Source organism: Vibrio sp. E150_011 (assembly GCF_053544015.1).
Genome location: NZ_JBHFOL010000009.1, coordinates 147127 through 162801 on the forward strand (window position 1 = coordinate 147127; position 15675 = coordinate 162801).

Here is a 15675-nt window from a genome sequence, read left to right on the forward strand (position 1 = left end):
CAATATCCGTGCACGATGCGTTCTTCTCGTCACGATTAACTAGCTGATTGTACCGAGCCATAAAGCGTTTGATATAGACCTTGTTGCTCTACTAATTCGATGTGAGTGCCTGTTTGACTCACTTGTCCATCTTCTAACACATAGATTAAATCCGCTTGTTTTACGGCAGATAATCGATGTGCCACGATCAACGTCGTTCTATTTTTCAAAAATGTACTTAAGGCAAAGTGTAATGAGGCCTCTGTTGCCGTATCCAGCGCCGATGTCGCTTCGTCTAAAATGACAAATTGTGGATCACTGAGTATCATTCGAGCGATCGCTAAACGCTGTCGCTGCCCGCCAGATAAGCGGATACCGTTGCGACCAATTTGGGTATTTAACCCATCAACAAGCTTATCGGTGACGTCTTGTAACTGAGCAACGTCTAATGCGTTCCATATTGCCGCGTCATTATAGTGACGACCAAGTGTCAGATTATGCCTCATGCTGTCATTGAATAGTATAGGTTGCTGTAAAACAACAGCAATTTTATCTCTAATTATGTCAAAGCCGACGTCTCTCGTGTCAGAACCATTATAATTAATGATGCCTTGTTGTTGATTATAGACACCAATCAGTAACTGTATGAGCGTAGACTTCCCTCCGCCGCTGGCACCGACTAATGCGACTTTTTTTCCAGCAGGGATGTGCAAGGTTAGGTTACTTAGTACGTTTTTATCGTCATCGTAGCTAAAGCTCACGTTTTCGATGGACACATCGACCTGTTTACCATCGTTAAATGGATTGAGCTTACTTACCGTCCTTGGTTCTTCATCCAATGCGAGCAAAGAGTTGATGCGTGTTAATGCCGCTTTAGCGCTGTACCAAGAAAACTGGATGCCTAACAATTCTTGAACAGGACCAAGCATAAACCACAAATAGCCGAATACGGCAAAAATCTGTCCGATAGTCAGGTCGCTAAACAAAACCATGACCATCGCGACGGCGCGAAATAGCTCAAACCCAATGAGAAATAAGAGAAAGGAGACTCGACTCGCAGCTTCAGATTGCCAGGCATATTTGTCGGCGTTGACTCTAATTTGATCGGCCTGTTGTTTCAGCTCTTGTAAAAACTCCCGCTCGCGGTTCGCAGCTCTTAGCTGATAAATCCCATCAAGAGTCTCTACCAAGCGATTCTGAAAGCCTTCGAATGCTTGGTTTTCACGTTTTTTAAGGTGTTTTACCATTCCACCGAGTTTTCGTGAAAAATAGATCACCACAGGATTGACTAATAAAATGAATAAACCTAGTCGCCAGTCAAGCCATAGCAAAACAATCGCGGTGCCAATGACCGTCAAAAAACTCACTAAAAACTTACTTAATGTTGAGCCAATAAATTGGTCAATTGTCTCGATATCAGTAATTAGATGCGCATTTATCCCGCCACTTCCTCGTGTCTCATATTGCCGAATGCTGATTCGCCCAAGTTTGTCTATCATCTGACAACGAATTTTGTAGGTAATCGTTTTAGAGACCAGTGTGAACTGCCGGCTTTGTAAAATGTTAAATGCCTGGCTAAAGGCTCGCATTAGAACGACGAGAATTAAGGTAAGCGTAATATAGCCGATAGGGGTTTCAAGGTTAGTTGGGAGGAGCCGATTCATGTAATCGAGTCCGATACCTGGTTGCTCAAGGAGAACTTCATCGACCATCAGTGGCATGAGTAATGGGATAGGAACACTGATTAACGTGGCGATGATTGCGATTAAATTCGCACCGATAAGTCGAGACTTATGAGTTTTTACTTGTGTTATCAACCAAGAGCGGCTAATAGTATCTTTCGTACTGATCATATTTATGAGAATGAGTCCTATTTAGGTCGGGGCATTGTACGTTTATTAAAATAAAAGCAAAGTATTATTAATGGAAAAATCATGAATTTAGAAAACTACGAGCGCCTAGGTAGGCAAGCGATTGGACTGATAGAGTCTGAAACCGATTTTATTGCTAACCTTTCTAATATTAGTGCACTTCTGAACATGGAGTTAGACGATCTCAACTGGGTTGGCTTCTATCTCATGAATCAAGGTGAACTTGTGTTGGGGCCGTTTCAAGGAAAACCCGCTTGTGTGCGCATCCCAGTAGGTCGTGGCGTTTGCGGAACGGCGATTGCGACGAATACTGTGCAGCGCATTTCTGACGTTCATGAATTTGAAGGGCATATCGCTTGTGATGCAGCGAGCAACTCTGAGATTGTTATTCCGTTTAGCGTGGATGGCGAAGTAGTAGGAGTATTGGATATTGATAGCCCAACTATTAATCGATTTTCGGAAATTGACGAGATTGGACTAACAAAGTTCATGAGATCTATAGAAAAGGTGCTCAATTCCCATACAAACGTGGTTTAAAATCACATTTGCCAGTGGTTTTTCTAAAGCAGGTCTCTATAATACCAAGAATATTTTTCTTAATGCTTCGCGGAAAACCGCATTAACCAGGAACCCACATGGAAAACACTGAGAAGTTGAAGAACAGCAAAGAAATTATTGCGTATATTGCTGAATGTTTCCCTAAATGCTTTACTGTAGAAGGTGAAGCGAAACCGCTTAAAATTGGTATCTTTCAAGATCTTGCTGAACGCTTGAAAGACGATGAGAAAGTTAGTAAAACTCAGCTGCGTGCCGCGTTAAGACAATACACTTCTTCTTGGCGTTATCTACACGGTGTTAAACCGGGTGCCGCACGAGTTGATTTAGACGGTAACGCTTGTGGCGAATTAGAAGCAGAGCATGTTGAGCATGCACAAGCTACACTTGCTGAAAGCAAAGCTAAAGTTGCTACTCGACGTAAAGAACAAGCTCAAAAGGCACGTGAAGAAGCGAAAGCTAAGCAGCCTAAAGCGAAGAAACCACAGGCTCGCAAGCCACAAACTAACACGAACAAGAACGCAAAAGTAAACACGCCAGTTGAAACGCGTGCTTTGAATGCAGATGAAATGATCGTAGGCAAAGACGTAAACGTAAACATGGGTAAAGGGAACATGGCTGCGACCATTGTTGAAATCAATAAGGAAGATGTGCGTGTTCAGCTAGTCAATGGCCTACAAATGGTTGTTAAAGCGGAGCATTTGCGCGCTTAAAGGAGAAACTCCTACGCATGAAGTGCCGTTCAAAAGTATCTTTGATTACAGCTAGCCTATGGCTAGCTGTATCGTCAGCTCACGCTCTGGAGGCTAAGTATCAGGAATCTGATATTCCAAAACTGGCCCCAGAAGCACAACATGAAACTGCCAGTAAGCGAGTTACGTCTCGTTTTACACGCTCTCACTACAAGCATTTTACGCTAGATGACGAATTCTCTAAGGCTATTTTTAATCGATATTTAGAGATGCTCGACTACAACCGCAATATTTTCACTCAATCAGATATCGACGGCTTTGATGCTTGGTCAACCCAGCTTGACGATCAATTGAAGGCTGGAAATAATCAAGTTGCATTCGATGTCTACAATCTTTCTATGCAAAAACGATACGAACGTTTTGTTTATGCCTTGTCTTTGTTAGACAAAGAAATGAAGTTTGATGTTGATGAGAGCATTGAGCTAGATCGTTCCGAAGCCAACTGGGCTAAGAGCGAAGATGAGCTTAATGAATTGTGGCGTAAACGTGTTAAATACGATGCTCTGAATCTTAAACTAGCAGGTAAAGATTGGGACGAGATTAAAGAAACGTTGGGTAAGCGTTATAACAATGCCATCAAGCGTATCACGCAATCTCATAACGAAGATGCATTTCAAATATACATGAACGCTTTCGCGCGTGAAGTAGATCCTCATACCAGTTATTTATCGCCACGTTCTGCCGAACAATTTCAATCAGAAATGAATTTGTCTCTTGAAGGTATCGGGGCGGTACTGCAACTAACGGACGATTACACCATAATTCGTTCTCTTGTTGCTGGTGGACCTGCGTCAAAGAGTAAACAACTTGGCGAAGGCGATAAGATTATTGGCGTCGGTCAAGATGGCAAAGAAATTGTCGATGTAATTGGGTGGCGACTTGATGATGTAGTGCAACTGATCAAAGGACCGAAAGGAACAAAAGTTAAGTTGCAAGTTTTGTCTGAGGGCAAAGATGCTAAAGCACAAGTCGTTGAAATTACGCGTGATAAAATTCGCCTAGAAGACCGAGCGGTTAAATCGGAAGTCTTTGAACAGAACGGTAAGAAAATTGGTGTGCTGGAAGTACCTAGCTATTACGTTGGCCTTTCAAAAGACACCGATAAGTTAATTACCGAACTTAAAGAAGAGGGTGTTGACGGTATCATTGTTGATTTACGCAACAATGGTGGTGGCGCACTTACCGAAGCAACGGCATTAACGGGCTTATTTATTGAAAGTGGTCCAGCAGTACAAGTTCGAGATAGCTATGGCCGCGTCAATGTTAATAGCGATACAGATGGCAAAGTTAGCTACGACGGACCTTTAACCATCTTGGTGAATCGATATAGCGCATCAGCATCTGAAATTTTTGCCGCCGCTCTTCAAGATTATGGCCGTGCGATTATTTTAGGTGAGAACTCGTTTGGTAAAGGTACCGTTCAGCAACATCGCTCGTTAAATCATATTTATGATTTGTTTGATAAAGAACTTGGCTATGTTCAATACACGATTCAAAAGTTTTATCGTATTAATGGTGGAAGTACGCAAAATAAAGGTGTAGTACCTGATATTGCATTCCCAACACCAATTGATCCTGCAGAAACTGGTGAGAGCGTAGAGGACAATGCACTGCCTTGGGATAGTATTGAACCTGCAAAATATGACATGTTACAACGTAACGACGAGATGATTGCGGCGTTGACCTTGAAGCATAAAGCACGTGTTGATTCAGACATGGAATTTGGTTTCATTGCTGAAGATATTGCCAAATATAATGCTGAAAAGGATGACAAAACGTTATCACTCAATGAAGCAACGAGAAAAGCTGAAAGTGATGATAACGATGTCAGAAGACTCGATCGTATTAACGCTCGTCAAAAAGCGGCCGGTGAAAAGCCATTTGCCACGTTAGATGATGTGCCGAAAGATTACGAAGTCCCTGATGCCTACCTCGACGAGGCTGTTGCAATCATGGTTGACATGATCAATAAGTAACGACTTTACCGTGTTATTTGAAAAGCGAGCTTAATAAGGGCTCGCTTTTTTTGTACCTGCTATTCGAATTTTCAATCTCAAAGCTGATACATCACAACAAAAATTGTGATTTAGATCAAAAAAATTCGCTTTCTCTCGTTGAACACCTAGTCTTATATGAACAGAAAAGGGGAAGCATATGAGATGGATTACACTGATTTTATGTGTCGTGTCGTTTGGAGCAATATCAGATACGCGTAAAGACAACAATGATTTAACCCAGTTTGACCAACCGTTTTTACTCGGTGATTGGTACCTGATTAACCCCAGTCCCGAAGAATCGCCCGATGCCTTTTTGGCGATAAAGCTATCACTTAATTCTAATTATTCCTTCAATATTGATATTCAGAAGCAAGACTACAGTATCGAACACTGGGAAGGACTGTTCACCGCAAACGAAGACACGATTATTTTGGGACTTAATAGCGACGAACCTCAAGTTTACAAATATGATGGTAATCATCACATGTTAAATTTGAACGGAGTGGTATTCACTAAAGCGCTACCGAATGCACTTGCTGGTATTTGGTCTTCGACCACCGTGACCGGCGATGACAAACATGCAAGTGATATTGCAAGAATGGATTTGGTTCTGCAACCAGACTTTGTTTTCACATTTCGTGTAAGTTCTAATGAAGGTAATGAAGCCATTCATAGCGGTGTGTATTATACAGAAGATGACCATATTGTTTTGTTGTATCAAGATGGTGAACATGATGCGACTTATACACTTAACCAGGATGAATTAACGTTGGAAGTGGAAGACGGTGATATGTTTGCGGTATTAAATAGAATCCGATAATTTTACGGATTACGGATTAGTCGACTTCACTCGCGAAGCACCATACTGTCACTGCAGTTGATATAGGTACCAATAAAACCTTCATTCAAATCTATCTCAAAGCGCCAATGTTAATTGGCGTTTTTTTCGTTTCTATCCTGCAATCAATTGATACATGGGGGTATAATCAATTTGTATCTAAGCAAAAATGCTAACAATAATTTATAAGGACTAAAGGATGACTGAGTCAGCACCTAAAGCCAAGTACCGTAGCGATTATCAATCGCCTTCTCATATTATCTCAGATGTTAATCTCACTTTTGACCTCCATGAACAAAACACGATCGTAACTGCAATATCTCAAGTTAAGCAGAACGTAGAGTCGAGCACACTTGTTCTCGATGGGGAAGGTATTGAGTTAGTCTCAGTACAAGTGAACAATCAAGATTGGAAAGATTACCAAATACTTAACTCTGGGTTAGAGCTCAACAATTTACCTACTGAATTCGAACTTAGAATTGAAAACAAGATTTCTCCTGTTACTAACACGGCTCTTGAGGGGCTTTACCTTTCTGATGGTGCATATTGCACTCAGTGTGAAGCGGAAGGTTTTAGGCGCATCACGTATTTTCTTGACCGACCGGACGTACTTGCTACTTACACCACTAAAGTTATTGCTGACCAAGCTGCCTTCCCGTATTTATTAAGTAACGGTAATAAAATTGAAGAAGGCCAAATATCAGAAGATCGGCACTATGTCGTGTGGCAAGATCCACATCCAAAGCCTTGTTACTTATTTGCTCTAGTGGCGGGTGATTTTGATGTGCTTCGTGATAACTATTCTACTCAGTCTGGTAGAAATGTGGTTTTAGAAATTTTTGTCGATAAGGGAAACCTTGACCGAGCGAACCACGCAATGGTGTCGTTGATCAATTCAATGAAGTGGGATGAACAGCGATTTGGTTTAGAGTATGACCTCGATATCTATATGATTGTTGCTGTTGATTTTTTCAACATGGGCGCGATGGAAAACAAAGGATTAAATGTTTTCAATTCAAAATTTGTATTAGCGAATGAAAATACGGCAACGGATACAGACTACTTGGGAATTGAAGCTGTCATTGGTCACGAATATTTCCATAACTGGACGGGTAACCGTGTTACTTGTCGAGATTGGTTTCAACTAAGTTTGAAAGAAGGGCTTACGGTTTTTCGAGATCAGGAGTTTTCGTCTGACTTAGGTTCTCGTTCTGTTAATCGGATTAATAACGTCCGCATTATTCGTGGCCCGCAATTTGCTGAAGACGCAAGTCCAATGTCTCATCCGATTCGTCCGGAAAAAGTGATAGAGATGAATAATTTCTATACGCTTACCGTGTATGAAAAGGGGAGCGAAGTTATTCGAATGATGCACACGCTACTTGGGGAACAAAAATTCCAAGCGGGAATGAAGCTATATTTTGAACGACATGATGGCACCGCAGCAACATGTGAAGATTTTGTTTGTGCAATGGAAGAGGCTTCTGGTGTTGATCTTAAGCAGTTCCGATTATGGTATAGCCAATCGGGGACACCATGTGTCACGGCTACCGATCATTTTGATGCTAACACAAACACCTATTCATTGACGTTAACTCAAGTGACACCTTCGACTCAAGATCAAGCAGAGAAGCACGCGCTTCATATCCCATTCGATGTAGAACTGTATGATAAGTCAGGAAATATTCTTGAGTTACGCTGTAACGGTGAGTTGACTGATAACGTCTTGAACTTGACACAAGCACAGCAAACGTATGTATTCGAAAATATTACATCTCAACCCATCCCGTCCATGTTGAGGGAGTTTTCGGCACCAGTAAAATTACAATTCGATTACTCAGATGAACAATTGGCATTTCTGATGGTTCACGCACAAAATGACTTTGCGAAGTGGGATGCCGGACAAATGCTTTTGGCCAAGTACGTTAAGTCAAATGTCGAGTCTATCGTTAATCAACAATCAATTGCCTTACCCGATCTTGTTGTAGATGCTTTTCGCGGTGTGATCTTAAATGATCAGCTTGATCCGGCATTTATCGCTGAAGTTTTATCACTACCAAGCTTTAATGAGGTTGCTGGTTGGTACGATACGGTGCCTGTTGATGCAGTGTGCGACGCGTTAAAAGGGCTTAAGTCGATTTTAGCCTTCGAATTGAAAGATGAACTCTCTGCGACATATCATTCTCTTCGTCAAGAAGCTTATACCATTAAGCACGAGGCTATTGCCAAGCGTGCACTCAGAAATCTTTGCCTACAGTACTTAGCGACACTCGATGAGTATGAAGGCCTGGTTCATGAACAATTTCAAGCTGCCAATAACATGACTGATACGATGGCCGCAATGGCTGCAGCGAATAGTGCATCTCTTTCGGTAAGGCAAACCTTGATGGATGACTACAGTCATAAGTGGAGTCATGATGGGCTAGTGATGGACAAATGGTTTGTATTACAAGGTTCTAACCCAAGTGAAGATGCGCTTGATAACGTAAAAGCTTGTATGTCTCACTCTGCGTTTAGCCTCAATAATCCAAATCGTATACGAAGTTTGGTCGGTTCGTTTCTAAATATGAACCCACGTCGTTTCCATGATATTTCGGGTTGTGGTTACCAGTTTGCAGGCGAGATTCTAAAGCAACTAAATGAATCGAACCCTCAAGTTGCGTCAAGATTGATTGATCCCTTGCTGAAATTTAAGAAATACGATGCAGCCCGACAAGCCTTGATTGTCGTGGAATTAGAAAAGCTGAAAGCACTAGATAACCTTGCGAATGATCTATTTGAAAAAGTCACTAAGGCCTTAGAAGCCTAGACGCCGGTGACGTGAATCGAATAAATAATTTGTTTTTTTAGTTAACAATAAGTGCACAAGGCAACGACAAGTCGAAAGTACTGTTTTTATATACAGTTCTATTTGGCTTGTCGTTCAATGTTCTATTATTGTCTATTTAATGAACAAAATTGAACGAATTTCTGCATTTTTTAACAACCAACCCTATTATTTAGTCAATTTTGATACTGTTTTTATATACAGCATTTATGCGAGAGGTAAAAATTGGTCACCAAAAAGTATTTTTTTTCGATGAACTTGAGTTACCAAGCGTTTGTTTCTCATTATTCCGGGCATGCTTCGAGCATTATGGTTCAAACAGATTGTGGCCTACGGTTACAATTACCGGCGGTCAGATTTCGAGCGTATTTAACACAATTGGGTATAAAAGGTCGTTTTAGGTTGACAACTGACCACAACAATAAATTTTTACGGTTAGATTCACTGTAATTAGTACGTTTGCTAGCGATATAAATAAGTACATTAGTCACAATATCAAACTTTTCTCTCCTACTACTGCTAAATTTTATTAACTCTTTATCAATAAAGCTTTTACAATAAAAGCAGCCTTATCCCCCATAAAAATAGAAAAGTGGAGCGTTATCATGACCACGCGCGAACCCGTTGTTCCGGTTCTTCTGGAGAAAGTGTACAAATTGATTGAGTCGAAACTTGAGGGTTCGAATCAACCTCTAGTGACCAAACTCGCCAAGCATATCTTTTCAAATGTTTCCCCTGATGATTTGTTACAACGAAATGAATCTGACCTGTATGGTGCCGTGATTAGTTTATGGCACCACCTGAACGAAAAGAAACACGATGAAATCTCAGTTCGAGTTTTCAATCCGTCTGTAAGTAAACATGGATGGCAATCGACACACACTATTGTTGAAATTGCGGTCCCTGATTCTCCGTTTCTTGTTGATTCCGTTAAGATGGCTTTAAACCGACTTGATTTGACCTGTCATATTACTCTACATGGACCGACTCAATTTGAGAGGAACAGTAACGGGCAGATCACTTCGGTCAATGAAAAGAAAGGGCATTTGCAGTCTATTTTCCACATTGAAGTCGACCGACTTAACGACAAGCAAGAAATGACATCGCTCAAAGATGAGCTGGTCACTATTTTCGAAGATACGAGTTTAGTGGTTAATGGTTGGGAGCCGATGTCGAATAAACTTAAGGAAATCACTCAAGATCTGCTTAAGAATAAATCGATGTTACCGACTGAAGATGACAGATTTGATGAAACGATGGCGTTTTTGGAATGGTTAGGAGACCACAACTTTACTTTCATGGGTTACAAAGAATTTGACTTAGTCCAAGTAGATGGCGACTCAATTCTTAAGCCAACGGAAGAAAGAGGACTTGGCCTGTTTTCTAATGAGCAACGAGTCCGCGCCGTTAAAATCTCAGATTTTTCTGACTCAGCTCGACTAGAAGCAAAAAAGCCTTTCTTACTGATCTTAACCAAGGGTAATAAAGCGAGTCGTATACATAGACCTGCGTATACCGATTACATTGGTATCAAGAAATTTGATAAGCACGGGAAGGTGATCGGTGAACATCGCTTTACTGGACTTTATACATCTGCCGTTTATAACCAGAGTGTTTCAACGATTCCATTGATCCGTGAAAAGATGGATAGAATTCTTGATTCAAGCGGTTATCGCAATGGATCCTATTCTTATAAAGCGCTGCGAAACATTCTTGAAAACTATCCCCGTGATGAACTGCTTCAGGCCAAAGAAGAAGAATTACTTGAGATTGGAATGGGTGTAGTGCAAATGCAGGATCGAGACCTGATCCGTTTGTTTGTGCGTCGAGATCCTTTTGGTCGCTTCTTTAGTTGTATGGTCTATGTAAGCAAAGACCGTTATAACACCCAGCTTCGTAAAGATACGCAACGGATCTTAAAAAGTTACTTTGGCTGCGAGCAAGAAGTTGAATTTACGACCTATTTTTCTGAAAGCCCTCTGGCCAGAACACACTATATAGTAAGGGTTGATAACAACAATATGGATGTGGATGTAAAAGCGATAGAACAGAATTTGATGGAAGTATCGGCGTCATGGGATGATCGTTTATCAGAAGCGATCGTGGCTAACTTTGGTGAGAGTAAGGGATTACCGCTTTCTAAGGTATATTCTCGAGCTTTCCCTCGCTCTTACAAAGAAGACATGATGCCAACCTCGGCAGTCGCCGACATCGAGCGCCTTGAAGCATTGAGCGAAAGTAACAAGTTAGGGATGTTGTTTTATCGACCTCAAGAAGCTGCGGCCGATTCAAAAGAAGTAAAGCTTAAGTTATATCATCAAGATGAACCAATACATCTTTCTGATGTGATGCCGATGCTTGAAAACCTTGGCTTGAGAGTAATCGGTGAATCGCCGTACGAAGTCATTAAAAACGATGGCGGTAGCTATTGGATCCTTGATTTCTCCATGCTCCATAAGAGCGAAACTGTGGTAGATCTTCGTGAAGCCCGCGATCGATTCCAACAAGCTTTTGCATCAATATGGGCGGGGGATCTAGAAAGTGATGGGTTTAACCGTTTGGTACTTGGCTCTGGTTTAACGGGACGTGAGGTTTCTATCCTAAGAGCATATGCGCGTTATATGAGGCAAGTCGGTTTTCCATTTAGCCAGCACTACATCGAGGATACCTTAAACCATTATCCAGAGCTTGCTAAAGACTTGGTTGAATTGTTTTCTCAACGATTCATGCCATCGTTGAAGGGCAGCAAGAAAGGCCAGCAACGAATTGTTGATAAAATAGAGACTCAATTGGATAAGGTTGAGAGTCTTGACGATGATCGTATTATTAGACGATACGTCGAAATGATTTCAGCGACCTTGCGTACCAATTATTATCAAAAAGATGATAAAGGACTTAATAAGCCTTGGTTATCGCTGAAACTGCAGCCGTCTAAGATCCCGGATATTCCAGCCCCTGTCCCTGCATTTGAAATTTTTGTGTATGCCTCTGATATAGAAGGTGTGCATTTACGTGGCGGTAAGGTCGCTCGTGGCGGATTACGTTGGTCTGATCGACAAGAGGATTTCCGTACCGAGATTCTAGGCTTAGTAAAAGCTCAGCAAGTTAAAAATACAGTGATTGTGCCCGTTGGTGCAAAAGGTGGCTTTGTTTGTAAGCGTCAGCCACAACTGACTTCGCGTGATGAAATTTTTGCTGAAGGTCAACGTTGTTACAAGCAGTTTATTCGCGCGTTACTTGACGTGTCTGACAATATCATCGAAGGAGATGTGGCTCCTCCAAAAAGTGTGGTACGTCATGACGAAGATGATCCATACTTGGTGGTTGCAGCGGATAAAGGAACAGCAACATTTTCTGACTTAGCTAACGCTGTATCAGCAGAGTATAACTTTTGGCTTGGTGATGCTTTTGCGTCTGGTGGTTCTAACGGTTATGACCATAAAGCGATGGGTATTACAGCGAAAGGCGGATGGGAGTCCGTTAAGCGACACTTCCGCGAAATGGGAATTGATTGCCAGAGTGAAGATTTTACTGCAATTGGTGTAGGCGATATGGCAGGAGATGTGTTTGGTAACGGTATGTTGCTTTCCAAGCATATTCGTATGCAAGCCGCGTTTAACCATATGCACATCTTTATTGATCCAAATCCAGACTCAGCGACGAGCTGGATCGAGAGAAAGCGTTTATTTGATCTGCCTCGTTCGAGTTGGGAAGATTACGATCTTAAATTGATCTCTGCTGGTGGTGGGATCTTCCCACGCAAGGCGAAGTCGATCACATTGACGCCAGAGATCCAAAAAATGGTGGGCACGAAGAAAAGTTCCGTGACGCCAAACGATCTCATCAAGATGTTACTTTCTATGAACGTTGATCTTCTTTGGAATGGTGGAATCGGCACGTACGTGAAAGCGTCATCGGAGACGCATACCGACGTAGGAGACCGCGCTAACGACGTCCTTCGCATCAATGGCGGTGACTTACGCGCTAAAGTGGTTGGTGAAGGAGGCAACCTTGGTATGACACAGCTTGGCCGTATTGAGTACGCGTTGGCTGGTGGTCGAGTTAATACTGATTTTGTCGATAACGTTGGTGGCGTAGATTGCTCAGACAACGAGGTTAACATTAAGATATTCCTTAATGGACTGGTCTCAAGCGGTGATCTGACGATTAAGCAGCGCAATGAGACGCTTGAGGCAATGGAAGATGAAGTTGGTGACATCGTGCTTGACGATGCATATTGCCAAGCTGAGTCGATTTCAGTGACTGAATACCAAGGCGTTCCGCTTATGAAGGAGCAAATACGGTTTATTCATACACTAGAAAAAGCCGGTTATTTAGATCGTGGGTTAGAGTATCTTCCCGCCGATGATGATTTGCTAGAGCGAGAGAAGCAAGGCATTGGGATGACTCGTCCCGAGCTATCTGTTCTTGTCGCGTATGGGAAAATGGTCCTTAAAGAGCAATTAGCCGTTGATGAAATTGCCAATGATCCGTATCACAACCAACAATTAGTGCAATACTTCCCATCACTGTTACGCCGTCACTATATTGATAGTATGCCTAACCATCCATTGAAGGCAGAAATTGTCGCAACAGGATTGGCGAATCAAATGGTGAACGAAATGGGGTGCAACTTTGTTACGCGTCTACAAGAAGAGACGGGTGCAACCATTGTTGATATTGCAAACGCCTATGCAGCGTCACGAGAGATTTACGGTTTTGCATTTACCTTTGAGCAAATTCGTAAACTTGATAATGTCGCGACCTCTGAGGCTCAATATGAGCTACTGTTTATTGTTCGCCGCACATTACGCCGCTTAGCAAGATGGCTATTACGTAATCGCCCTGGCAAACAGTCAGTAGAACAACTTGTCGCACGCTACCGCGATAATGTGATTAAAATTGAACAAAAACTTGAAACTTGTTTAGTTAATGAAGAAGTCGCTGAACACAATATACAAGCCCAAGTGTGGATCGAGAGCGGGGTAGATAAAGATCTAGCAAACTATGTGTCTCGTTTATCAAGCCTATTGTCTGCTGTGGATATTTCAGAAATAGCCGCAGAAGCCAACGTTGCTGTTGAGCAAGTATCAAAACTGTATTTCCATCTTGGGGATCGTTTGTCGCTTCATTGGTTCTTGAATCAAATCAATGGCCAAGCGGTAGACAATAACTGGCAAGCACTTGCAAGAGCGGCATTTAGAGAAGATCTCGATTGGCAACAACGCCAACTCACCGCTCAAGTACTGCGGTGTGGTTGTGGTGACGATAAAAACGTTATCCTGTCACTTGATAATTGGATGGAGACGAACTCAGTAAGCCTTCAACGTTGGGAGAACATACTCAATGAATTTAAAGTGGGTAATGTTCATGAGTTTGCTAAGTTCTCTGTGGCATTAAGAGAATTAAGCCTACTTAATCTAAACTGTGCGGCCACGGCTTAAGCCAGAGCTTCACGCAGTATGTTAATCAGATAACGTTAGGTTTAGCAACGTTAGGTTTAGCCTAAATAAAAGCGCCCAATTAGGGCGTTTTTTATTACTTTAGCGTCATTGGTGACGTTGTCACTCTGTGATTGTATGCTTATTCGCCTAAACGATTGCTTTTGGTAAACAAAAGCGAATTCTCAATTGCAAGTTTAAACGTTTGCGTGAATAATACCTCCCCGTTTACACGGGTTATCTATCGGAGGCACCATGCTTTACCGTCTGGCCAGAACTGGCTTTTTTCAACTTGATGCCGAAAAGGCTCATGATCTTGCTATTCAAAACTTCAAGCGCTTTACCGGCACACCTCTTGACTTAGCTTATCGTCAACATCTACCTGATCGTCCAGTCGAATGTATGGGACTGACTTTTAAGAATCCAGTGGGACTTGCTGCTGGTCTTGATAAAAATGGCGAGTGCATTGAAGCATTTGGTGCCATGGGTTTTGGCTTTGTCGAAGTAGGGACGGTTACACCACGTCCGCAATCGGGTAATGACAAACCACGCCTCTTTCGTCTTGTAGAAGCAGAGGGCATTATTAACCGAATGGGATTCAATAACTTAGGCGTTGATAACCTAGTTGAGAATGTTAAAAAGGTGAAGTACGACGGTATTATTGGGATCAATATTGGTAAGAATAAAGACACCCCGATTGAGAAAGGGGCTGAAGACTATGTGATTTGCATGGAAAAAGTGTATGAACATGCAGGCTACATAGCCGTCAATATTTCTTCCCCAAATACACCAGGGCTGCGCTCGCTGCAGTATGGTGAAGCACTTGACGATCTTCTCAGTGAGCTAAAAGCAAAGCAAGCCGAGTTGGCCGAGAAGCATGGAAAGTATGTGCCACTTGCGTTGAAAATTGCTCCAGATCTTAGCGATGATGAGCTTCAACAGATTTGTGAATCACTCATTAACAACAATATAGATGGTGTGATCGCGACGAATACGACGTTAGACCGTACCATTGTTGACGGTATGAAGCATGCAAATGAAGCTGGTGGACTAAGCGGACGACCGGTTCAGTCACGCAGTACCGAAGTGGTGCGCTTATTGGCTAAGCATCTTGATGGTAAACTACCGATCATTGGTGTTGGCGGGATCGATTCTTATGTATCTGCAAAAGAAAAGCTGATGGCTGGTGCTGAATTGGTCCAAGTCTATTCAGGTTTTATTTACCATGGACCTAAGCTCGTGAAAGAGATCGTCAAGAACTTATAATGTTCTTCACTCGTTAATACGCTTATAGACGAGCAATACGTTCATATATTGACAGTTCTGTCCAAGTTATAACCATAGAGAGGGGAAATAGTTTTCCCCTTTTTTTTTATCCAATCGTTTGTAGAATTAGAATCAACTGACCAAAAAGG

The 15675-nt window shown here is 42.0% G+C and carries 9 protein-coding genes; 8 read left to right on the forward strand and 1 reads right to left on the reverse strand.

Features of this window, described 5'->3' with window-relative positions:
- Positions 1–35: 35 nt before the first annotated feature.
- A complete protein-coding gene (locus ACE1OE_RS15185; RefSeq protein WP_449211554.1) occupies positions 36–1832 on the reverse strand; it encodes an ABC transporter ATP-binding protein in 1797 nt (598 codons plus the stop codon).
- An 81-nt stretch (positions 1833–1913) separates the two neighbouring features.
- On the opposite strand from ACE1OE_RS15185, the gene ACE1OE_RS15190 reads away from it, so the two are divergent.
- The 8 genes from ACE1OE_RS15190 (at position 1914) to pyrD (ending at position 15526) form a co-directional block, all read left to right on the forward strand.
- Complete coding sequence (locus ACE1OE_RS15190) at positions 1914–2387, forward strand: GAF domain-containing protein (protein ID WP_102467788.1); 474 nt, start codon at positions 1914–1916, stop codon at positions 2385–2387.
- A gap of 98 nt (positions 2388–2485) precedes the next feature.
- Complete coding sequence (gene proQ / locus ACE1OE_RS15195) at positions 2486–3118, forward strand: RNA chaperone ProQ (protein ID WP_102467787.1); 633 nt, start codon at positions 2486–2488, stop codon at positions 3116–3118.
- 17 nt (positions 3119–3135) lie between these two features.
- Entirely contained in the window at positions 3136–5133 is a 1998-nt protein-coding gene (gene prc / locus ACE1OE_RS15200; protein ID WP_449211555.1) for a carboxy terminal-processing peptidase, read from the forward strand.
- Positions 5134–5311: 178 nt separating this feature from the next.
- Positions 5312–5974: a hypothetical protein gene (locus ACE1OE_RS15205; protein WP_102467785.1), complete on the forward strand. Its 663-nt coding sequence runs from the start codon at positions 5312–5314 to the stop codon at positions 5972–5974.
- Between the two features lie 217 nt (positions 5975–6191).
- The gene (gene pepN, locus ACE1OE_RS15210; RefSeq protein WP_449211556.1) at positions 6192–8801 is read left to right on the forward strand and encodes an aminopeptidase N; all 2610 of its coding nucleotides are present in this window, start codon (positions 6192–6194) and stop codon (positions 8799–8801) included.
- A gap of 243 nt (positions 8802–9044) precedes the next feature.
- On the forward strand, positions 9045–9269 hold the full coding sequence (locus tag ACE1OE_RS15215) for a DUF2835 domain-containing protein (RefSeq protein WP_277869435.1): 225 nt from the start codon (positions 9045–9047) through the stop codon (positions 9267–9269).
- A gap of 155 nt (positions 9270–9424) precedes the next feature.
- Positions 9425–14263: an NAD-glutamate dehydrogenase gene (locus ACE1OE_RS15220; protein WP_449211557.1), complete on the forward strand. Its 4839-nt coding sequence runs from the start codon at positions 9425–9427 to the stop codon at positions 14261–14263.
- Positions 14264–14515: 252 nt separating this feature from the next.
- On the forward strand, positions 14516–15526 hold the full coding sequence (gene pyrD / locus ACE1OE_RS15225; RefSeq protein ID WP_449211558.1) for a quinone-dependent dihydroorotate dehydrogenase: 1011 nt from the start codon (positions 14516–14518) through the stop codon (positions 15524–15526).
- The last annotated feature ends 149 nt before the right edge of the window (positions 15527–15675 follow it).